The sequence below is a fragment of the Thermococcus thermotolerans genome (assembly GCF_024707485.1).
GTDB classification, from domain to species: Archaea; Methanobacteriota_B; Thermococci; order Thermococcales; family Thermococcaceae; genus Thermococcus; species Thermococcus thermotolerans.
This window is the reverse complement of sequence record NZ_CP102602.1, coordinates 331,156-349,458: the sequence shown is the minus strand read 5'-3', so window position 1 is coordinate 349,458 and position 18,303 is coordinate 331,156. Positions and strand designations below refer to the sequence as shown.

Genomic DNA, 18,303 nt, shown 5'->3' with positions numbered 1-18,303 from the left:
GCCCGGTCCTAAAGATCCTGAGGAGGTCGGCAATTTTTATTCACCCCGATTCAGTCCGAGCGTTTCTTTAGCCCCCAATGCCAGCCCAACCTTGAACAGCAGGAGCGTCCAGAGGAGCGAGATTACAGCGGTGGAGTACGGATAAAACCCGAAAACCCACACGAAGATGTTGGAGGCAGGAACAACGGCGGAGAACACGAACCACAGCCTGTCTTCCAGCGAGCAGTACTCCGAATCCCTGTAGGCGGAGCACATGAGCCACATCAGGGCCGGGAAGCCCAGCCAGTAAAAACCCGTGACAAGAAGGGCCTCAGGATAAAACCCATCACTTCCAAAGTACCCACCAAGTAGTGCCAGGGCCAGCTCGGCAATCCACCAGCGTAAAAATAAAATAGTGGGGATTTCAGTTCCGTAAAGCCTCATTATTACCACCCCATGAGGTCGGACAGACTCCGTTCTTACACGGTGGAAACGGTGGATAGTAGTGTTTATAAGGATATGCACTGTAAGAGAGCTTTACTACGGGATTGGCGGTTTTAGGTTCTCTCCACGAGCCGATACCCCATCCACGACTTTCAAGGAAGTCCTTGAAAAGTTCACTAGCTGCCAAGCTTAACAATCCCACAGCAACTGCCCCAGCTCTTCCACTGGGCTGTGGGAAGATTATATTGAAAGTTATTGTTAATCCCGCGGATATTAACCCCCATTGGTTCCAAGTGTGGAGATAGATTATTGGCATATTAAAACTCTGATCAAGCCACTTGCCATTGGGCTGTACTCCCACGTAGACTATTCCGTATCCAATGTCGTCATCTACATCAACCCTAATGACTTTGTAGTGAATCTTAACTTTTTCTACGTGACCGTCAGGGAATCTAAAGTCTACCCACTTCTCCAGCCATTCTGCGCGTTTTATTCCAACGTCTGTCTTTGGGTTGTAGTAAAACTCGTTGACTTTCACGTAAACCCAAGGATCACTTTTAAATATGCGCTCAGTTGTACCATCCTTATACTCAATTATCCAAGGTATCAAGATCCTTATTGGATCTTTGGTACCATCACCCGCTTCTGTATATCCCCTCCAGCTCCAGACGAATGCCAACCAGATTCTGCCACCGTAGACGTACGAATCGTATTTTGAGAAGTATATGCTCAGCTGATCTTTATCCCCGAAGTTCTGGGGAGTTATTGGGACCGAGTTGTCATTTGAAATTGCATTGCCATCGCACTTCCAGTCGTCACTCCAAGCAGGAGCAGTCCAATAAGGACTGCCATCAACGGACGCCACTTCAAGAGGTTCACCTCCAGGAGTTTTCAATGGACATAAAATCCAAGTCCTCAAAAGTTTTTCTCCTTAATAGTAATTTACAACAAAGAAATGAAAAAAGACTTCAACCACCTCAAAGCGATTCCACTTGACGAAAACAAGTTGAGTAAAAGAGAACCCAAAACTCGCTAACCTGATGGGGTTATCAACGACCAGCCGAAGACCGCCCCAACGAGGAAAACCGAGTAAACGCCTCCCACCCTGAATCAGTTCCCATGAGGAGCACGAAGAAGGCCAGAGCCGAATAGACAAGCCACGTCATGACGAGTCCCGAGAAGGTACTCCCGGCCTCCACCTCGCCCAGAACATCGTCTCCGAGTAGAAGAAGAGGATGTAGCCCAGGGATAGCGTTGAAATGAGCCTTTTAAGCACCTTCATTTCGGTCGCCATAGGTGCACCGCTCCCAAAACGATTATATGAAAATCACTCATAAAAATTATCTATGACTAGAAGGGAAGAAAACCGAGGCCGAGCACTTCGTGAGGCTCATGAAGATATCCGCGCCGGAGTACTTTCCGGCACTCCTCGGGCCGAAATTCCGGAAGGTCTTCGAGAGGCTCTTCATTGAAAAAGCCAACCTCTTCAGCCACGAGCACGTCATTTTTGCGGTTTACGGCGATCAGGTAGCCGGAATGCTGTTGAGCTATGACTGGAAGGCTAAAGAGAGGGAGGAGAAAAGAACGGGCTGGCTGATGCTAAAAGTCCTCGGCCATGACTTCCTAAAGCGCCTCCCCGCGTTCATAAGGGCAACTCGTGGCTCAGGGAGACTGGAAAATGGAGACTACTACGTCAGCAATATAGCCGTTTATCCAGACTTCAGGGGAAAGGGAATTGGGAAGGCATTGATGTTGGAGGCAGAGAGACTGGCTTTGAAATGCGGCGCGGAGAGGATAGTCCTCGATGTCGAGCAGGGAAACGAAGAGGCAATTGCTTTTTACAGAAGGCTCGGCTACTCCGTTGAGAGGAAACATTCCATCGAGCTTGAGGGGAAGACTTACGAGTTCTACAGGATGGCAAAGGCACCCACCGACAGCGAATAGTCAATGAACACAATAGTCTAGAGCATTACAACAAGGCATTTTGGACTAAATGTGGCAGCATATTAACTTTCTAAGACAGTAATTTTTATATATAATAAAAGGTTCATCTAAAATGACGAATTTCCAGGGGGTGACGGTGTGAAGGCAAAAGTTGTAGCAATATTGTTATTGACAATTATAGCAACCGCAACCCTTGGAACCGCCGCTTCTGAGTTTCTGAGTGTTGAGAGAGTATACATTCAAGGGAGCGCCAAAGCGTTTATATTCCAGCCCTCCACGGACGGTGATGTTAAGCTTTTGAAACAGGGACACGTTGGGGGAGTTCTCACATTTAGGAGTGAGAGCAGGAGATGGGAGAATTCGAAAATCCAGAACTTACACTCCACTCCAACTCCAATAATCGTGTACTTCACAAAGGATGGTAAAATTGGCATCAAGAGCATCGTCCCGGGCAGGAAACTTGTTCTCGATGGGATGTTTCCAATTGAAGACGTTGCCCAACCCTCAAAGCAACCTGTTCTCAATCTTCCTCTAACTTCGAGGATAAAGTACAGGATCCGCTCGTTGCTGGGAACATCTTCCTGTCCGTGGGGATACGAAGAACTGAACGCCAGATATTGCATCATTGAAAACTGGGAATATCTGAAGGATTCATACTATTCAGAGTCTCGAACCTTCGTTGAGTGGGTCCCGTTTATGGGACTTAAAGTTCGAACGGAGGGCAGCAAGGAGATCGGCAGGATTGGAGCATCGTGGGGAATACAACTGACCACTTCAACACGGGCTATGTGGAGCTTCAGCGTTGATGGGATTCCCGTTATTGATTTTGGTTCCTCGTACTCCGGTTCAACTCTAAAGGTCAGCTACGCACCCGAACCCGATGTACGAACAGAAAACGGTTATCTTGATAGGTACCTCAACCTTCCGCTGAAGTACGTGGTTGTAATATACAATATTCCTGTATACGACAAATGGAAAAAGCAGTATGTTAGTATTCCAATATCGGGAGTATATCCAGTTGAAGTCATGATGAGTGGCTTCCATGAAGCAAAAGAGCAGAATTTAAACAGGGATAAACTCCTCACGGACTACCTCATAAGCACACACTTCCCCACCTCCAGCACAGGGTCAAAGGTAAAAGTTTTCAAAACTACCAGTTACGGGACATACGATAACATAGTTTTCGAGTTCCAGAGTAGTTCTAACTACAAATTTTATTCCGTTCCCTTAGGCGGTTCTGCCGCCAGCTGGCTGTGGAGTAAGCTACCCGGTGTCGGTGCACTTTCTATATCCTTCAGCTATTCAAAAACGTCTCAATCCGTAGTAACCTATGGGGTCAGGGTTATGAACGCCCCTCCAAACCAGCTGTACTATGCAACCATACTAAAAAGGGACATTGAACTCGCAAATAACAACGTTGAGCTAGCCATGTATTTCACAACCATAGACGATGGAAGTGATCCTACACCCCCATGTTTTGGGAACGTGTGTCCAACATCTATAAATGGAGGAACTGCTGATAAGTAAATGAGTTATCTCCTTCCACTCCTTTTTGTTTTCCAGTACACCATCACGAGCACCAAAACTATCCCCACAAGGGGCACCCCGTAGAACTCCAAAGACTTCCTCTGTATCCGCCCGATGGGGGGACAGGCCGGCAGTTCTCTCCTCAGGGCCTCCGTGAAATTTAGCCTCCGGAGGGAGCCCCCGTCGTAGTAGAGCACCGTGAGGTTCCCCCACTCAAAGGGGACGAAGGGATTCTTGGGTTTGGTGTATATCAGAACGCCTTTCCTTAAAAAGACCGCCCGCAGGGTCACATTGCTGGAGGCAGTGACTACCACATCGTCGGGAACCTCAATCGTGTATGACACTGCCCCATTCGAGATGTAGAGGCTTGAACCGTTTATATTAACCGGGTACGAGGGGGACTCTATCGAGACGTTGCCGCAGGGGCACAGCTTTTTTCTAATTTCCTCGGGAGGGGTGGTGTTCTTCAATATGCACGGCCCTTCTGGGTCTACGGCCCTCCCGTCGCTCAGATACCAGAGGCCTTCGTGGAACGTATAAAAAAGCTCCTCTGCCCAGTGGTGTTTCCGAGGTAGTAGAGCTTCCCGTCCTTGAAGTTAGAAGTAGTACTCCCCGACCATGCTTGGGGTGGGCACCCCCTGCATTCCCGGGCCAAGTGCATCCCAGGAGAGCATTATTATTGCATCGTCTTTCCCGGCTTTGATGAACGGGTGGAATGTGCAGTATTCGGTGGGGGCAAGAACCGGGTTGGGACCACAGAGGGCTTCGGTGGCATAAGTTTGTGGTATAACAAGGGGCAATAAAAAAGAAAAATCGCAACTCCCAAAGTTGCTTTTTTATACATACAGAACCCCCAAATTTCTTTTACAGTAGAAATCAACATGCTCAACAACGTCAAAGGCCACTTCAGAGTAGCTCACTGTAAACATTACAAAATTTAATATGCACATAATAGTATAAAAACATTTTGCACAAAAACATGATAAAAACTTGACAAGATAAATAGATAATAATGGGGTAAAAACAGCTCACTCTGGCTTAATAAGATATCATGTGTCAGCCCCCATACATCGGGCGAATATGAGCCTTTACATACAATATCGCTTTCATGGGGGAGACATTTATAAATTCTTGGAGTACATCTCCTCAGGTGGCTGGAAGTGGATAGAAAGTTTATCCTTTTCGTCTGCGTGAAGAACTCAGCAAGAAGCCATTCCACTATTTTCAAATTAAAAATTGTAGGGGAAGACTCATTCCCCTGCGGGGGTTATTCCTTCGGCTTCAAATTTGGCGGTAAAGAGGTGCCTTGTCCTGTTGGCAATCCATACGAGGCTGAGCATTATGGGCACCTCTTCGAGAACCCTCACGACCGTGGCGAGTGCGGCACCGCTTTCGAGACCGAAGAGGGCAATGGCGAAAGCCACCGCCAGCTCAAAGAAGTTGCTCGCACCGATGAACGAAGCAGGAGCCACTACCTTGTGGGGAAGCTTCCAGAGCCACGACCAGCCGTAGGCTATTGCAAATATCAGGTAGGTCTGTATCGTCAGCGGTATTGCTATGAGGGCTATGTGGAGGGGATTCTCAAGGATTATGCTGCCCTGGAAGGAGAAGAGGAGCGCCAGCGTCAGCAAAAGTCCCGTTATAGAGACCGTGCTGAGTTTTGGAAGGAAATTTCGCTCAAACTACTCAGAGCCTTTTGTTCTAAGAATATGCCTCCTTGAGATGTAACCCGCTGTCAAAGGTATCACGACGAAGAGCACCACTGATAGGAGGAGAGTATCATAGGGAACCGGCACACGATTCAGTCCCATGAGAAAGCCCACTATCTGGGCGAAGGCGAAGAGGATTATCATATCGTTCGTGGCTACCTGCACGAGTGTGTAGAGCGAATCCCCGTCGGCGAGGTAGCTCCATACAAACACCATTGCCGTACATGGTGCCGCTCCGAGGAGAATTGCTCCTGCCACGTACTCCTTGGCAAGGGAGGGCTCTATCAACCCGAGCTTCGCTGAAAACAGCGACACGAGAAAGAAGGAACTTATCAGGAACATCGTGAAGGACTTTATCAACCAGTTGGTCGTCCAGGTAACAATGAGACCCTTGAGCATCTGCCCCCGGTGAACCCTTTTTATTGCTGAGAAATCAACCTTGACCATCATGGGACATATCATTGCCCGGATGAGGATGGCTATTGGAATGTTGACGTTAGCAACCGTGAACTTTGAGAGCATCTGAGGGATTCCTAAAGACCACCTCCAAGCAGCCAAGGAGCCTAGAGGGTAGAATGACCAATGCTCCGATCCACTCCCTGACAGGAGTTAAATGGCCGAGATTCCAATAAGTGAGAAGAGACAAGACCTGGCCGAAGGTTACTCCCTGGAAACCTCTCCCGTGACGATGTCTATACATATCTTCCTCACTTTAAGCCTCCACACCTTTTCGGGTGCCCCCCCACCTTTCTCCCTATATCCTGCCATCTCAATTATCCCAGCATCCTGAAGGGAGGACAGATGGTAGTATAGAGTCGAGCGGGGCATGTTAAGCCCCCTGGCTCGGAGTTCTGAATGTATCTCGTTCGTTCCCTTCTCTCCCTCTGCGAGGCTTCTTATTATGCTCTTTTTCGGCTCAGTTAACAGTGGCCTTAATGACATTACAAACGTCATCAGGTTCTCAGGGTCTCTCCCCATGCACCGCATCCATCGTCCCATCCTGTTCACCCAAATATGCTACACCTATACCTTTATAATTTTACCGGATACTGGGACGTTCAATGCCAATATTACCAAAAAATTTATAAATAAAACTATAATATTATGGTTTGAAGACAATTGGAGGTGGTGTAAATGATGGGGTGCAGATGGAGGATAAGGAGATTTTGGCACACCAAGATGGAGGCACAGAACTACCGCGGTATGGAAGATGTTCCAATGCCCTGGATGGCCGGATGCATGGGCCCTGAATACTATCCAGCGGAGCAGGAATACGAGGGAATGATGGAGAAGATGAGGGAAATGATGGAGATGGCTTGGAGGAGGACATTTTGGAGATGGTACCACGGATGCGGCCCGATGTTCCCCTTTATGGGGGGAGAATCCGGCGGAAAAGATAACCCCAAGGGACAACCTCTGGAAGACCGTCAGAAAGAAGCCTGACCACCGGCGTCTTTTAATTTTTAACCCTCTTATTGCAATTTTTATTTATGGGATATCCTTATACCATTGAGATTTAAAAATTTAAAGAGTTTGGCTAAAACTGCTCGTTCACATATATCTTTTCGGCTATTTCCTCTCCGAGGGCAACGGTTGTATTGCCGACCCTCACTACATAGGAGGGATACCTGTGGACAACCTCAACTTTTCTTCCGGGGAGAATTCCCACTGCCATCAGCTTTTGCAGTGTTCTTATGTCCTCCTGGGCAACGTGTACTATTTCCAGCATCTTTGCTCTTGCCCGCGTTAATGGGATGCTATTCTTTAACCCTGATCCTCTCATAAATCCACCCCCACATATTTTTCATGGCATTGAGGGTTCTCGGTTCGGAAGGAAACTCATACCCACAGTTCGGACACTTAACCAGACTACATGCCTTGGCAAGGGGGCATCCCCTACAGGCCTTGGATGCGTCGTTCTCGTTAAATTCAAAACCGCAGAGGGGGCACTTCACAGGATCACCCCCAGTGCGTTCAATATTGCCGCCAGCACTGCCCCGACGGTGAAGGCAAATGTTACGTTGAAGACCAGTACAGACAGCGCCATCTTCGGCCCCCTCTCCTTCCACATGACGGAAAACTGTGCAATGCACGGGACAAAGAGCGTCAGAACCACTGCAGAGACAAGTAAGGGTACCCCCGAGAGCACACCGGCATCAGCCAGGTCGTAGAGTCCGGCCGCACCGTAGTCCCTCCTGAAGAATCCAAAGAGGAACGCGACAGAGGTCTCCTTTGGCAGACCTATCCACGTCACCGGATAACTTATCAGGTTTACCACGGCGTCGAACAGTCCAGTGATCCTCCCGAGCCATATCATCACGCTGGCCAGTACAAATATGGGCAGAACTTCTTTGAAATACCATTCCATGCGCGCCCATGTCTTTACGAGTACGTTTGATAGCTTGGGAACCCTCAGAGGAGGAATTTCTATGAAGAACTGCGGCTTTTCCCCAGGCATTATTTTTGCCGCCAGCCAGCCGATCAGTAGCAGGATCATTGCGTCAACAAGTATCCAGAGTGCAAGCGCCCTTGGATTGCCAGACAGCAGGGCCAAGATAACCCCGAGCTGGGCGGAGCACGGGATGGCCAGGGCCAGAAGGAACGTTGCTATTGTCCTCTCTCTGCGTGTTTCGAGGGTTCTCGTTACAATTGTCGCCATTGTATCACAGCCAAATCCAAGTACTATCGGGATCACTGCCCTTCCATTTAGACCTATCTTCTTGAATACCCTGTCCACGAGCATTGCCAGTCTGGGAAGGTAGCCGCTGTCTTCGAGTATCGAAAAGGCCAGGAAGAACGTTCCAACTATTGGGAGGATGATCGCAACTGCATACCTTATTCCAAGGGTGATTATCCCGTATTCGTGAACGAAGAGGTCCTGGATAACCAGCCAGGGTATCAGTGCCTCAAAGAGGCTATTCACATATGGATTTATATGCTGCTCAAAGATCGTTCCTTCGATAAAGTCCACCAGCATCTGGGCACCAAAGACCCCAACGAAGAGATAAAACCCATAAAGCACTACCAAGAATACTGGGAGGCCAGTTATGGGATTCATTGTAAGGGCGCTGAGCTTCTCACCAAAAGTAGCTCCTTTGACTTCCTCTTTTTTGATAACACCCCTCGCTATTTCCTCCGCCGTTTTGTAGTACCTTGAGACTATCCTGTACTCGATGGGGGTTTTATATTTTGACGACAGCCTTCCGGCAACATCCATGGCCACTGGCATTTTTGCAAACTTGTTGGGAGATATTAGTGCGAGTATAGCCTCCGCCCTGCTGCACCCATAGATTGCCATAATCTCCGATATTCCAGCTTCAATGTCATCATCCTGAAGAATGGTGATCCTCGGCCCAGCTTTCTGGTAATTAACTATCGCTTTTTTGAGTTTGTCAATGTTTTTCCCCTCCACTGCCACCGTGCCTATTACCGGTATTCCAAGTATCCTTGAGAGTTTCTCGATATCTATTGAGACCCCGTACCTCTTTGCCTCGTCCATCAGGTTGAGCACCAGGATAACGTTCAGCTCGGCCTCCATCAGCTGGAGTGTAAGCGGAAGCATCCTCTCAAGGTTCTTGGCATCAACAACGTGAACCACTATGTCTGGCCGCGCCTCCAGCAGTATTTTTCTTGAAATCTCTTCCTCTTCAGTTATTGGCAGCAGAAGGGAATACATCCCAGGAGTGTCTATCACACCGAACTCCTTTCCCTCTATGGTCGTCCGCCCAGTGGATATATCGACGGTAGTTCCAGGGTAATTTGAGACCGTTACGTACTTGCCCGTCAGTGCATTGAATAAGACGCTCTTTCCCACGTTAGGGTTGCCAACCAAGGCAATAGTCGGAAGCCGGCTGATGTCCTCCCTAACGTCCCCGTGACATGAGCACGACGATCCAGAGGTTTCTTTTTGGCCCTTCTTACCACCCTTCCCAATTAATAAGTGGAACCTCAACTCATTCACCCTCCCGTTATTTTTTAGACGAGCCTAATTCATGGCCAGTGGGGTACTCTACCAGGATATGCTAAATAAAAATAATGTAAGATCACCTCAGAATCCTCATCGCGTTGAAGACCGCTATGAGGGCGACGCCGACGTCCGCGAAGACCGCCTCCCACATCGTCGCCTCTCCGAGGATTCCGAGGCCTATGAAGGACAGTTTAACCGCTAGGGCAAAGATTATGTTCTGCCACACTATCCTCTGCGTCTTCCTGGCTATCCTGATGCCCCTCGGCAGCTTGGACGGCTTGTCGTCCATTATAACGACATCTGCAGTCTCTATTGCCGCATCGCTGCCCAAAGCACCCATCGCAACGCCAACGTCCGCCCTGGCCAAGACTGGGGCGTCATTTATGCCGTCGCCGACGAAGACGACCTTCCCCCTCGCTTCTTTCTCAAGCTCCTCTATTACCTTTACCTTGTCCTCCGGCAACAGTTCAGCATAGAAGCCGTCGAGACCTATCTGCCTCGCTATCTCCTCGGCAACCTCTCTGTTGTCCCCAGTGACCATGACGACCTTCTTGATCCCGAGGCGCTTCAGCTCCTTCACAGCGAGCGGGGCGTCATCCTTTATCTCGTCCGAGATTATTATGTAGCCGGCGTACTTCCCGTTGATGACGACGTGGGCAACCGTCCCCTTAACCCTGCACGTGTCGTGCTCGACATTGAACCTGTGGAGGAGCCTGTCGTTTCCTACCATGACCTCGACACCGTCTATCTTCGCCCTGACACCGTGGCCGGCTATTTCCTCGTACTCGACTATCTCCGCCTCGTTGATTTCCTCACCGTAAGCTTCACGTATCGCCTTGGCAATCGGGTGGTTCGAGTGGGCCTCTGCTAAGGCCGCGAACCTGATGATTTCTTCCTCGCTGAAGCCGTTCCTCGTTTCCACTTTGGTGACCTTGAAGACCCCCTTGGTCAGCGTTCCGGTCTTGTCAAAGGCCACCACCGTTGCCTCCTTAAGGGCATCGAGGTAGTTGGAGCCCTTGACGAGTATGCCCTCTCTGGCGGATCTACCTATCCCTCCAAAGTAGCCGAGCGGGATGGACAGGACAAGCGCACACGGGCACGAGATGACAAGCACCACCAGCGCCCTGTAGATCCACGGGGTGAATGGGTCTCCGGTGATAAGCGGCGGAACTATGGCTATGAGCCCCGCTATGCCGACGACGGCTGGCGTATAGTAGTGGGCAAAGCGCGTTATGAACTTCTCGGTCTTGGCTTTTCTCGCACTTGCGTTCTCGACGAGCTCCAGAATCCTTGATATCGTGGACTCACTGAGCTCCTTGGTCACCTGAACTTTGAGGACGCCCGATAGGTTGACCATACCCGATAGGATTTCCTCACCTTCCTTCACTGTCCTGGGAACGCTCTCCCCCGTTAAAGCGGAGGTGTCGACGGTTGATTCACCCTCGATCACGACTCCGTCGACGGGGACCCTCTCACCGGGCTTGATGATGATAACGTCCCCGACCTTCAGCTCCTCTGGCTTTACTTTGATGATTTCCCCGCCTCTAAGCAGGTTCGCATACTCTGCCTTGAGAGCAAGCAGTGCCCTTATGGAGCGCCTTGACCTGTCCACGGCCAGGTCCTGGAAGAACTCTCCCACGACGTAGAAGAGCATTACAGCCACTCCTTCCGGGTACTCCCTGATTAGGAAGGCGCCTATGGTGGCTATCGCGATGAGGAAGTTCTCGTCAAAGACGTTGCCGTGGATGGAGTTGACGACGGCGCTCCTTAAAACCCTCCAGCCGGATATGAGGTAGCTGGCAAGGAAGATGCCGAAGACAAAAGCGTCGTCTATGCCATAGTAGTAGCGCATTACTATTCCTATTGCAAACAGGGCCAGGGAACCCCCGATCTGGTACACTGTTTTTCTGAAGTTCCCCCCTCCGTGGTCATGGCCGTGTCTGTGGTCGTGCTCATGACCGTGCTCGTCAGCCTCTATGACCTCAACGTCCGGCTCGACCTTCTTGATGATCTCCTTGGCCTTCTCAACGTCACCCTCTACGATGGCCTCCTTGGTGGCAAAGTTGACCAGCGCAAACTCAAAGCCCTCTTTCTTCAGGGCCTCCTCTATCTCGTATGCACAGCTTGCGCAGTCGAGTCCTTCAAGCTTGAGTTTGGTCGGCATTACTTCACCTCCGAAAGGTGATCAAGCGCTATCCTCAGAATCTCCCTGATGTGCTCGTCGTCGAGACGGTAGAACACGTTCTTGCCGTCCTTGCGGTAAGTTACGATCTTCCTGTCCTTGAGAATCCTGAGCTGGTGCGATATTGCCGAGACGGAGAGCTTGGTTATCGCCGAAAGGTCGCAGGTGCAGAGCTCTCCGGCTTCCATTAGCGCGAGCAGGATCTTAAGTCTCGTGGGATTCCCGAGGGCATCGAAAAAGTCCGCTACTTCCAACACGGCCTCATCCTCCGGTAGCTTTGCCTGGGCCTCCAGGATTTTATCCAGGTGTTCCTCGTACACCTTACACACTTCAGTCATTTTTCCACACCTCTACATTTGAGCAGTTGTGCAAATGTTTTATAAACTTTGCCATTTCGAAACCGGCCGAAAAATCAGAGCAGGAGTACCAAAACCGAAATCCCCAATGCGGCCAGAAAATACGGAATCGAATACCTGTGAAAGTCCCTTATACCAATCCCCGAGATGCGGAGGGCTATGAGGTTCGCGAGGGAGCCGGTTATTATCCCGGTGCCCCCGAGGTTCACACCGAGTGCAAGGGGAAGCCACTCCGGTTTTGAGCCGAGGAAAACCACAGTCGCTGGAACATTGCTGATGAGCTGGCTCAAGCCGGCAGAGGCGAGGAACAGCGCCAATCCCTCCGAGGGGACTGAGTACCCAGAGATCAAACGTGCGACCTCTCCGAAGTCAGCAAAAATGAAGGCGAAGGTCAGAATCAGCGCCCAGTCAAAGCCGAGCAGAGCCTCCCTCCCGAGGGCGAGAAGAACGGCCAGCGTCAGGGGGAGCGTCCAGAGCGAATTCCCGGTTTCCGCCAATGCGACGTCAACCACCAGCAGAAAGGCCGAGGAAATGAGGAGTCTCTTTCTGATGGCCAGAGGAGGCAGTCCCCCCGCGGAAAGCCGTTTTCTCTGTATGGTTCGGGTAAAGAGCAGGAGGATAACGAGCCAGAGGAGGACGAAGGGGAGCATTGAGGTCACGAACCCCACGAAGGAAAGTCCGTAGGCATTCCAGATTATGATGTTCTGAGGGTTGCCGATCGGCGTCAGTGCGGAACCGATGTTGGCCGCTATGGCCGATAGCGTAACTGCACGGGCGGTGTTTATCCCGGAGAGCCGGGCGGTAATGACGACCAATGGAATGAAGACCAGCATTGCAGTGTCATTCATTATCACTGCGGAGGAGAGGGCTATGGTGAGGACAAGGAGAAGCATCAGTTTCCGCTCGGAGCCTTCGGAGAGTGATATCAGTCTAATGGACAGTCGGGTGAAGGCTCCGGACAGCTCAAGACCCTTTGAGACCAGTACGAGGGACGTTATCAAGGCCAGGCTTTCCCAGTCGACAAGGGAGGAAGTTCTAATGAGCAGGGTGCGGTCGTTGATAAGCAGGACTAAGTAAAGGACTATTAGGGCCGTAAGGAACCACTCACGCCTTGCGAAGCTTTTCAGCCTCTCAGATGCCGTGTCTCCTAACCTCCTCTGTAAGGGCGTAATCTGGAACGAGCTCCTTTCCATCCGCAGAGACGCGGACGTGGAGGACTATGAAACTTCTCCACGCCACCGGAACGACCCAGCAGTTCTCCGGCTCGCGAAACTCTGCAGCTCCAAGAACGCGGAGCTCTCCGAGGATTTCCCCAGCTTTATCCTTTACTTCAGCCGGATCGATTTCACCAGAGTACGCTCCGGGCAGTCCCTTGGGCAGGGGATTTCCAGTTTCGGGGTTGTAGTGAAACCTGTCTATTGCGAAGCCCAGATACATCACGGGCACATCAACGTGGGCTCCATGGGGTGCGCGGTGGACTATTGGCGTTCCCGCGGTAAGGAAAGGCAGGGTGTTTTTTACGGTCTCTATGGCCTTTTCAGCCGTTTCCGGGGCGAGTTCCTTCCAGGCGTCGGATTTCCCCCTTATCGGCGGTGGAAGGGGTGGCATGGCAAGACCTCCTCGGCGAAGCACGCCTGTACACTAAGAATGTAGAACAAGGCCGTATAACCTTTTGGGAACTCAACCGCTTCTCGAATGGGAACTGAGGAACTCCCAGATGACCTCGTTGGCGTCTATGTCCCTGCTCGTCTTTCCAATAATACCCTGAGGGAGGTACTGATAGCCGCCCGGCCACGTATGGCCACCGCCTTCGATGCCATATAGGACGACCTCAGCCCCATCGCTGCAGTTCGAGTACCTTTCAATCCAAACCCGTGTTCCGTCCTCAGGATCGGCGTCCGGAAGGTATTCTCTCCCCCGCCTTACGGTGCAGTCGTTCCTGGCCGCCCAGTACTCAACGGTATTCTCGATGGAAACTACCCGCCCAAACTTAATCGGCCCGAAGTGGAGCTCGCCGCCGTTCCACGGAACCAACGGGTCGTCCGTTCCAAGGATTATCAGGATGAGAAGGGGAAACTTGGAGGAATAGTTGCCGTACAGGTTCTCCGACATGGAAACACCGACGACCGCCACCGCCGCCAGCCTCTCGGGAATCTCGCAGGCCAGCCTGTAGGCCATCAGCCCGCCGTTCGACATTCCGGTGACGTAAACCCGGCTCCCGTTCACGCCGTATTCCCTCACAAACAGGTCGATGAGCGCCGATATGAACGCAACGTCGTCTATGTTCTCCCTTTGAGCCCGGTAGCGCGATAGGTTGCGGCCGTCGTTCCAGTGCCTCTCTACGCCGTCAGGATAGACCACGATGAAGCGTTCCCTCTCGGCCAGGGTGTTGAGGCCGCCCCCTGTAAGGCGCTCCATGTCAAACCCCGTCTCACCGCCGCCGTGGAGGGCTATCAGAAGGGGCAGGTGCTCGTCCTTCGAAAAGTTCGGAGGAAAATGGACTATGTAGGTCCTCTCCAGTCCTCCAACGACTATCTCCCCCCTGAGATCACCGGGATACATGCGCTCCGTTTTCCGGATTCGCAGATACGCAAGGGAGCCGGCAAGAAGGGCCGCCAGCACTATGAGGGCGAGAATCCTTCCCTTCGTTCCTATCATTGATATTCCTCAACATGTCTAATATCAGCGGGTATAAGAGCCTTCTGTGGGAGATTCAGCGGAGAGCAGGTAGACGCCGAAGAGCATGAGAACTCCGAAGAATGCCTTCGTTGGGGTGAAGCTCTCACCCAGAACCAAAAACGCGACGAACGCCCCTATCAAAGTCGATGTGGAGAAAATCGCCCCGGTTCTCATGGCGCCAATTTCCCTGAGCGCGAAGAGGTAGAGGACGAGGGAAAATCCGATGCTGAGCGAGCCGACCGTTAGGATGTAGGGCAGGCTTTTGGCTGGAATATTGAGGGAAACTCCAAGGAGCGCGGAAAGCGAGAGGAGGGCACTCCCACCGATCAGGGCTTTAAGAGACGTCACGAGAAGCAGGTCACGCTTTAGACTCAAAAACCTGCTCAGGTTGTTGTCGAGAGCCCAGCAGAGGCCGGCAAGGATTATCATGATGTTTCCCACAATTCCTCTGCTCAGCTCGATACTTCCTAGGTTCTCAGTCGATACCACCACAGCTCCAAGGAGTATCAGCAAAATGCCCGCCATGCTCATTTTTGATGCCCGTTCCTTAAAGACAATAAGGGCTATCAACACAGTAAACAGGGTCTCCGTGTTGAGCAGGAGAGAGGCATTTACCGCGGTGGTTAGGTCGAGGCCAGACATGAACAAAAGAGGCGCCAAGAATGAACCGAACAGTATAACTAAAACCAAAACGACTACATCACGCATCGAGAAAGAATCCTGGGGTTTAACTTTGAATTCAAGCCTGCTGAGGAGTTTCCTTCCAAAGCGGGTGTAGCGGATAAACATCAGCACCACTCCGGCGGTGAGGTATATACTTCCGGCAACAACCAGTGGGGCAACGTCTCTGAGGGCAAGTTTGTTTAAAGTGGAGCTTATTCCAAAGAGGAGCGCCGCTGTTATGGCCGCAACATAGCCGTAGTGGTGTGTCATGTCGGATACTCCAAAAGTATGCCTTATAAAGGTTGTTCGCACGAAAAGAAAGGGGGTAACACCGAATCACACAAAAAGCCAGTCATTCACACGGAGTCAAAATGAAAGACGTCAGTGGTGGCAGCCGCCTCTACGGTGCCCCATGTGGTGCCCGTGATGTGAGTGGCCGTGGCCCCCGTGGGAGTGGTGATGGTCTTTCATACCCCCCATTCCGATGTATTTCTCCGGGTTTGCCTCGAACTCCGCCTTGCATCCAGGGGAGCAGAAGTAGTAGACCTTCCCGCCGTACTCGACTTTAAGTCCGGTGTCCTCACTTACCTCCATTCCGCAGACCGGGTCAATCGGCATTCAGGCCACCTCCACTTCGTAGCCGTACCTTTCTATGGCCTTGATTATCTCCTCCAGGCGGACCTTTCCGGGGTCGAACTGGACAACGGCCTTCTTTTCCTCAAGGCTGACTTCGCCCTTTGCTCCAACGCTCTCTATCGCCTTGGTTATTCTCATAACACAGTGCTTGCAGCTCATGTTCGGTATCTTTAACACGACTTCGGTCATTTGCATCACCGATAGAAGCTAAGGGGGAAAGCTTATGGGGCTTATCGTTGCCAGAATGGAAACCGGAAACCGAACGTATAAACAAAAGTGAAAATTAAAGGGAGTCTATGATGGCCTTCACCTGCTCCTCCATGGGCCTCATCAGCTCGACAACCTTCTCTCCTGCGATCTTCCAGGCGACGCTCGGCAGGGTAACGCCGAGGTAATTGCCCTCCTCAGTCCTGTAGCCGAAGCCGGTGCACGGGAGCAGGGCACCTATGTTGGGGTCTATCTTTACCAGCTCCTCAACGAGCTCGCTGTGGCAGATGAAGAGAAGGTGGTAGTCGGCTATTATTCCGTTTTCCGTCTCGGTTATAGCCACCGGAATACGCTCACCGATGAGCAGAAAGCCCGCTTCCTCCAGCTTTTTCTTGAAGCGCTCCCAGAGGAAGTCGAGATCCTCGTCAAAACGCCTGACGTAGTAGAACTCCATGTCAGCCACCTCCTTTCAGCCCGAAGTCTCTACCATTATGCACTTCCCAAAGCTGTACTCCACGCCTTCCTCATCGAGAAACCTGGCTATCTCATCGCTCTCCGCCCCTGGCTGGAACCAGAGCCTTTTGAAACCCGCTTCAACGGCTTCCTTTGCGACCTGAAGTCCAACGTGAGGCGGAACCACAAAAACTATCACGTCAACGTCTCCGGGAAGCTCTCGAACGCTCCGGTAGCACCTGAGGCCCTCAATCTCGTCATACTTGGGGTTAACTGGAAGAACTTCAAAGCCCTTTCCAAGCAGATCCCTGAGTATCACGTTGCCGTATTTGTCTGGGTTAGGGCTTGCTCCAACGAGAGCTATCCTCCTGAATTCGTTCGCGTTCATTTTCTCCACCACTAGTGAACTAGGCTTCATGCTTTTTATGCGTTGCTGGACGAAATAGTTAAATCAGGCCGCGCTCTCCGCGGCCTTTTTCTCCCTGCCCAGCGTGGGTTCCCTGCCGTAGGCCCTGAGCACGAGGTAGAGGGCCGTTATGAGGTATCCAAACTGTACTATCACCCTGCCCCATTCCATGCTCACGGAGTAGCCGAAGAGCACCGCAAAGACCGAGCCTGCGGTCCCGTTGTGGTGCCAGATGCTCCCGCTCGGAATCCCGAGGTCGTAGGCGGTGCTCGCAAAGACGCCCAGGGAATAGCCCTCCTCTCCGGCCCACTCGATAAGCTCGTGCGTGCCGTAGCCCGCAAGGCCGGCCGCCACAAACACCAGCAGGATTGAGCTGTAGTAAAAGAACCTCCTCAGGTCTATGCGCATTCCCACACCGTATATCAGGTACGCCAGCACGAGCGCCCCGGCCAGCCCGGCCACGAGACCGAGGAGCGTCCCGGTTAGGTTCTGGGTCATGAAGGGCGTGAGGAAGAGAACCGTCTCAAGCCCCTCCCTGAACACCACGATGAACGTGAACCCTATTAGAGCCAGGGGGGCTATTGATTTGCTCACCTTGCTCTCTATCTCCGCCCTGATGTTCCTTCCCTTGGTGGCCATCCAGTATATCATGCTGGTGAGGACTATCACCGCCAGATAGGATGCTATTCCCTCGAAGAGCTCCTTCTCAGCCAGGCCCCCGTAGAACTTCAGTATGCCGATTCCAAGGAGGACGCTGACGCCAACTGAAAGGGCAGTTCCTATCCACACGTCCTTTATCTGGTTCGCCCGGTTGGTTCTTCTCAGGTAGGCGATTATTATCGCAACTATTATGGCTGCCTCAAGGGCCTCCCTGAATGTTATTAGGAAAGCGCCAACGCTCATGGGTTCACCTCCAATTTTTTAGGCCAATCTAAAATTCCTAGGACAGCTTATGAGTTTTATTTTTTCCAAATCGAAATTTCGTAAAATGGATGGGAGACATGCCATATCCTCAACGAAATATGCCACGTGTCAAACCAAAAGGGTTCGAAGAAAGCATCCCGGGATATGAAAACCTGCCGAACTTCTCAAATCTGTGAAAAGGAAGGAAAACCTGACTCCATCTTGATAAAAATAGGGTGAAAAATTTA

23 protein-coding genes are annotated in these 18,303 nt (G+C 51.4%); 3 read left to right on the top strand and 20 right to left on the bottom strand.

Annotation, left to right across the window (positions count from 1 at the left end; genetic code table 11):
• Positions 1–36: 36 nt before the first annotated feature.
• The 3 genes from NUS69_RS02085 to NUS69_RS02075 all read right to left on the bottom strand — a co-directional run bounded on the left by NUS69_RS02085 (position 37) and on the right by NUS69_RS02075 (position 1,717).
• Entirely contained in the window at positions 37–423 is a 387-nt protein-coding gene (locus tag NUS69_RS02085; RefSeq protein WP_258084212.1) for a hypothetical protein, read from the bottom strand.
• Positions 404–1,288 (bottom strand): hypothetical protein, encoded by an 885-nt coding sequence (locus tag NUS69_RS02080; protein WP_258084211.1) that lies wholly within the window; start codon positions 1,286–1,288, stop codon positions 404–406. Before NUS69_RS02080 ends, NUS69_RS02085 begins: the two co-directional genes overlap by 20 nt.
• 297 nt (positions 1,289–1,585) lie before the next feature.
• A complete protein-coding gene (locus NUS69_RS02075; RefSeq protein WP_258084210.1) occupies positions 1,586–1,717 on the bottom strand; it encodes a hypothetical protein in 132 nt (43 codons plus the stop codon).
• A 98-nt stretch (positions 1,718–1,815) separates the two neighbouring features.
• Here NUS69_RS02075 and NUS69_RS02070 point away from each other — a divergent pair, with 98 nt between their 5' ends.
• On the top strand, positions 1,816–2,367 hold the full coding sequence (locus tag NUS69_RS02070) for a GNAT family N-acetyltransferase (protein WP_258084883.1): 552 nt from the start codon (positions 1,816–1,818) through the stop codon (positions 2,365–2,367).
• A gap of 138 nt (positions 2,368–2,505) precedes the next feature.
• Positions 2,506–3,894 (top strand): hypothetical protein, encoded by a 1,389-nt coding sequence (locus NUS69_RS02065; RefSeq protein WP_258084209.1) that lies wholly within the window; start codon positions 2,506–2,508, stop codon positions 3,892–3,894.
• A 5-nt stretch (positions 3,895–3,899) separates the two neighbouring features.
• Here the strand turns inward: NUS69_RS02065 and NUS69_RS02060 are convergent, their stop codons facing one another.
• The 4 genes from NUS69_RS02060 to NUS69_RS02050 all read right to left on the bottom strand — a co-directional run bounded on the left by NUS69_RS02060 (position 3,900) and on the right by NUS69_RS02050 (position 6,602).
• Positions 3,900–4,364 carry a hypothetical protein gene (locus tag NUS69_RS02060; RefSeq protein ID WP_258084208.1) on the bottom strand — a complete coding sequence of 155 codons (465 nt, stop codon included), beginning with the start codon at positions 4,362–4,364 and terminating at the stop codon, positions 3,900–3,902.
• 780 nt (positions 4,365–5,144) lie between these two features.
• Entirely contained in the window at positions 5,145–5,525 is a 381-nt protein-coding gene (locus tag NUS69_RS11730; RefSeq protein ID WP_308686516.1) for a hypothetical protein, read from the bottom strand.
• A gap of 51 nt (positions 5,526–5,576) precedes the next feature.
• Positions 5,577–6,125, bottom strand: coding sequence for an arsenic resistance protein (locus NUS69_RS11725; RefSeq protein ID WP_308686515.1), 549 nt, complete (start codon positions 6,123–6,125; stop codon positions 5,577–5,579).
• A 138-nt stretch (positions 6,126–6,263) separates the two neighbouring features.
• Complete coding sequence (locus NUS69_RS02050; RefSeq protein ID WP_258084207.1) at positions 6,264–6,602, bottom strand: helix-turn-helix domain-containing protein; 339 nt, start codon at positions 6,600–6,602, stop codon at positions 6,264–6,266.
• 135 nt (positions 6,603–6,737) lie between these two features.
• On the opposite strand from NUS69_RS02050, the gene NUS69_RS02045 reads away from it, so the two are divergent.
• Positions 6,738–7,046, top strand: a complete 309-nt coding sequence (locus tag NUS69_RS02045) for a hypothetical protein (protein WP_258084206.1) — start codon at positions 6,738–6,740, stop codon at positions 7,044–7,046.
• Between the two features lie 94 nt (positions 7,047–7,140).
• Here NUS69_RS02045 and NUS69_RS02040 read toward each other — a convergent pair whose 3' ends face one another.
• From NUS69_RS02040 to NUS69_RS01980, 13 genes are all read right to left on the bottom strand, one after another.
• Positions 7,141–7,332 carry a FeoA family protein gene (locus NUS69_RS02040; protein WP_258084205.1) on the bottom strand — a complete coding sequence of 64 codons (192 nt, stop codon included), beginning with the start codon at positions 7,330–7,332 and terminating at the stop codon, positions 7,141–7,143.
• Between the two features lie 222 nt (positions 7,333–7,554).
• A complete protein-coding gene (feoB, locus tag NUS69_RS02035; protein ID WP_258084204.1) occupies positions 7,555–9,555 on the bottom strand; it encodes a ferrous iron transport protein B in 2,001 nt (666 codons plus the stop codon).
• A gap of 91 nt (positions 9,556–9,646) precedes the next feature.
• Positions 9,647–11,734, bottom strand: a complete 2,088-nt coding sequence (locus NUS69_RS02030) for a heavy metal translocating P-type ATPase (RefSeq protein ID WP_258084203.1) — start codon at positions 11,732–11,734, stop codon at positions 9,647–9,649.
• Positions 11,734–12,090, bottom strand: coding sequence for an ArsR/SmtB family transcription factor (locus NUS69_RS02025; protein ID WP_258084202.1), 357 nt, complete (start codon positions 12,088–12,090; stop codon positions 11,734–11,736). Before NUS69_RS02025 ends, NUS69_RS02030 begins: the two co-directional genes overlap by 1 nt.
• Positions 12,091–12,164: 74 nt before the next feature.
• Entirely contained in the window at positions 12,165–13,301 is a 1,137-nt protein-coding gene (locus NUS69_RS02020) for an SLC13 family permease (protein WP_258084201.1), read from the bottom strand.
• A complete protein-coding gene (locus tag NUS69_RS02015) occupies positions 13,240–13,716 on the bottom strand; it encodes a hypothetical protein (RefSeq protein WP_258084200.1) in 477 nt (158 codons plus the stop codon). The genes NUS69_RS02020 and NUS69_RS02015 overlap by 62 nt, the downstream gene beginning before the upstream one ends.
• Positions 13,717–13,788: 72 nt before the next feature.
• Positions 13,789–14,766: an alpha/beta hydrolase family esterase gene (locus NUS69_RS02010; RefSeq protein WP_258084199.1), complete on the bottom strand. Its 978-nt coding sequence runs from the start codon at positions 14,764–14,766 to the stop codon at positions 13,789–13,791.
• Positions 14,767–14,790: 24 nt separating this feature from the next.
• Positions 14,791–15,720, bottom strand: coding sequence for a DMT family transporter (locus NUS69_RS02005; RefSeq protein ID WP_258084198.1), 930 nt, complete (start codon positions 15,718–15,720; stop codon positions 14,791–14,793).
• A 111-nt stretch (positions 15,721–15,831) separates the two neighbouring features.
• Positions 15,832–16,068 (bottom strand): YHS domain-containing protein, encoded by a 237-nt coding sequence (locus NUS69_RS02000; protein WP_258084197.1) that lies wholly within the window; start codon positions 16,066–16,068, stop codon positions 15,832–15,834.
• Positions 16,069–16,275 (bottom strand): heavy-metal-associated domain-containing protein, encoded by a 207-nt coding sequence (locus NUS69_RS01995; RefSeq protein ID WP_258084196.1) that lies wholly within the window; start codon positions 16,273–16,275, stop codon positions 16,069–16,071.
• Between the two features lie 94 nt (positions 16,276–16,369).
• Positions 16,370–16,747, bottom strand: a complete 378-nt coding sequence (locus NUS69_RS01990; protein ID WP_188202183.1) for a DUF302 domain-containing protein — start codon at positions 16,745–16,747, stop codon at positions 16,370–16,372.
• Between the two features lie 15 nt (positions 16,748–16,762).
• A complete protein-coding gene (locus NUS69_RS01985) occupies positions 16,763–17,134 on the bottom strand; it encodes a CoA-binding protein (RefSeq protein WP_258084195.1) in 372 nt (123 codons plus the stop codon).
• 63 nt (positions 17,135–17,197) lie between these two features.
• Positions 17,198–18,055, bottom strand: a complete 858-nt coding sequence (locus NUS69_RS01980) for an FTR1 family iron permease (RefSeq protein WP_258084194.1) — start codon at positions 18,053–18,055, stop codon at positions 17,198–17,200.
• Positions 18,056–18,303: the final 248 nt, after the last annotated feature.

Excerpts from the sequence above, each read along its gene's own strand:
- NUS69_RS02085 (WP_258084212.1), bottom strand. The coding sequence starts at position 423 with ATGAGGCTTTACGGAACTGAAATCCCCACTATTTTATTTTTACGCTGG.
- NUS69_RS02075 (WP_258084210.1), bottom strand. The coding sequence starts at position 1,717 with ATGGCGACCGAAATGAAGGTGCTTAAAAGGCTCATTTCAACGCTATCC.
- NUS69_RS02070 (WP_258084883.1), top strand. The coding sequence starts at position 1,816 with ATGAAGATATCCGCGCCGGAGTACTTTCCGGCACTCCTCGGGCCGAAA.
- NUS69_RS11725 (WP_308686515.1), bottom strand. The coding sequence starts at position 6,125 with ATGCTCTCAAAGTTCACGGTTGCTAACGTCAACATTCCAATAGCCATC.
- NUS69_RS02050 (WP_258084207.1), bottom strand. The coding sequence starts at position 6,602 with ATGGGACGATGGATGCGGTGCATGGGGAGAGACCCTGAGAACCTGATG.
- NUS69_RS02045 (WP_258084206.1), top strand. The coding sequence starts at position 6,738 with ATGATGGGGTGCAGATGGAGGATAAGGAGATTTTGGCACACCAAGATG.
- NUS69_RS02040 (WP_258084205.1), bottom strand. The coding sequence starts at position 7,332 with ATGCTGGAAATAGTACACGTTGCCCAGGAGGACATAAGAACACTGCAA.
- NUS69_RS02030 (WP_258084203.1), bottom strand. The coding sequence starts at position 11,734 with ATGCCGACCAAACTCAAGCTTGAAGGACTCGACTGCGCAAGCTGTGCA.
- NUS69_RS02025 (WP_258084202.1), bottom strand. The coding sequence starts at position 12,090 with ATGACTGAAGTGTGTAAGGTGTACGAGGAACACCTGGATAAAATCCTG.
- NUS69_RS02020 (WP_258084201.1), bottom strand. The coding sequence starts at position 13,301 with ATGGAAAGGAGCTCGTTCCAGATTACGCCCTTACAGAGGAGGTTAGGA.
- NUS69_RS02015 (WP_258084200.1), bottom strand. The coding sequence starts at position 13,716 with ATGCCACCCCTTCCACCGCCGATAAGGGGGAAATCCGACGCCTGGAAG.
- NUS69_RS02010 (WP_258084199.1), bottom strand. The coding sequence starts at position 14,766 with ATGATAGGAACGAAGGGAAGGATTCTCGCCCTCATAGTGCTGGCGGCC.
- NUS69_RS02005 (WP_258084198.1), bottom strand. The coding sequence starts at position 15,720 with ATGACACACCACTACGGCTATGTTGCGGCCATAACAGCGGCGCTCCTC.
- NUS69_RS02000 (WP_258084197.1), bottom strand. The coding sequence starts at position 16,068 with ATGCCGATTGACCCGGTCTGCGGAATGGAGGTAAGTGAGGACACCGGA.
- NUS69_RS01995 (WP_258084196.1), bottom strand. The coding sequence starts at position 16,275 with ATGACCGAAGTCGTGTTAAAGATACCGAACATGAGCTGCAAGCACTGT.
- NUS69_RS01990 (WP_188202183.1), bottom strand. The coding sequence starts at position 16,747 with ATGGAGTTCTACTACGTCAGGCGTTTTGACGAGGATCTCGACTTCCTC.
- NUS69_RS01985 (WP_258084195.1), bottom strand. The coding sequence starts at position 17,134 with ATGAACGCGAACGAATTCAGGAGGATAGCTCTCGTTGGAGCAAGCCCT.
- NUS69_RS01980 (WP_258084194.1), bottom strand. The coding sequence starts at position 18,055 with ATGAGCGTTGGCGCTTTCCTAATAACATTCAGGGAGGCCCTTGAGGCA.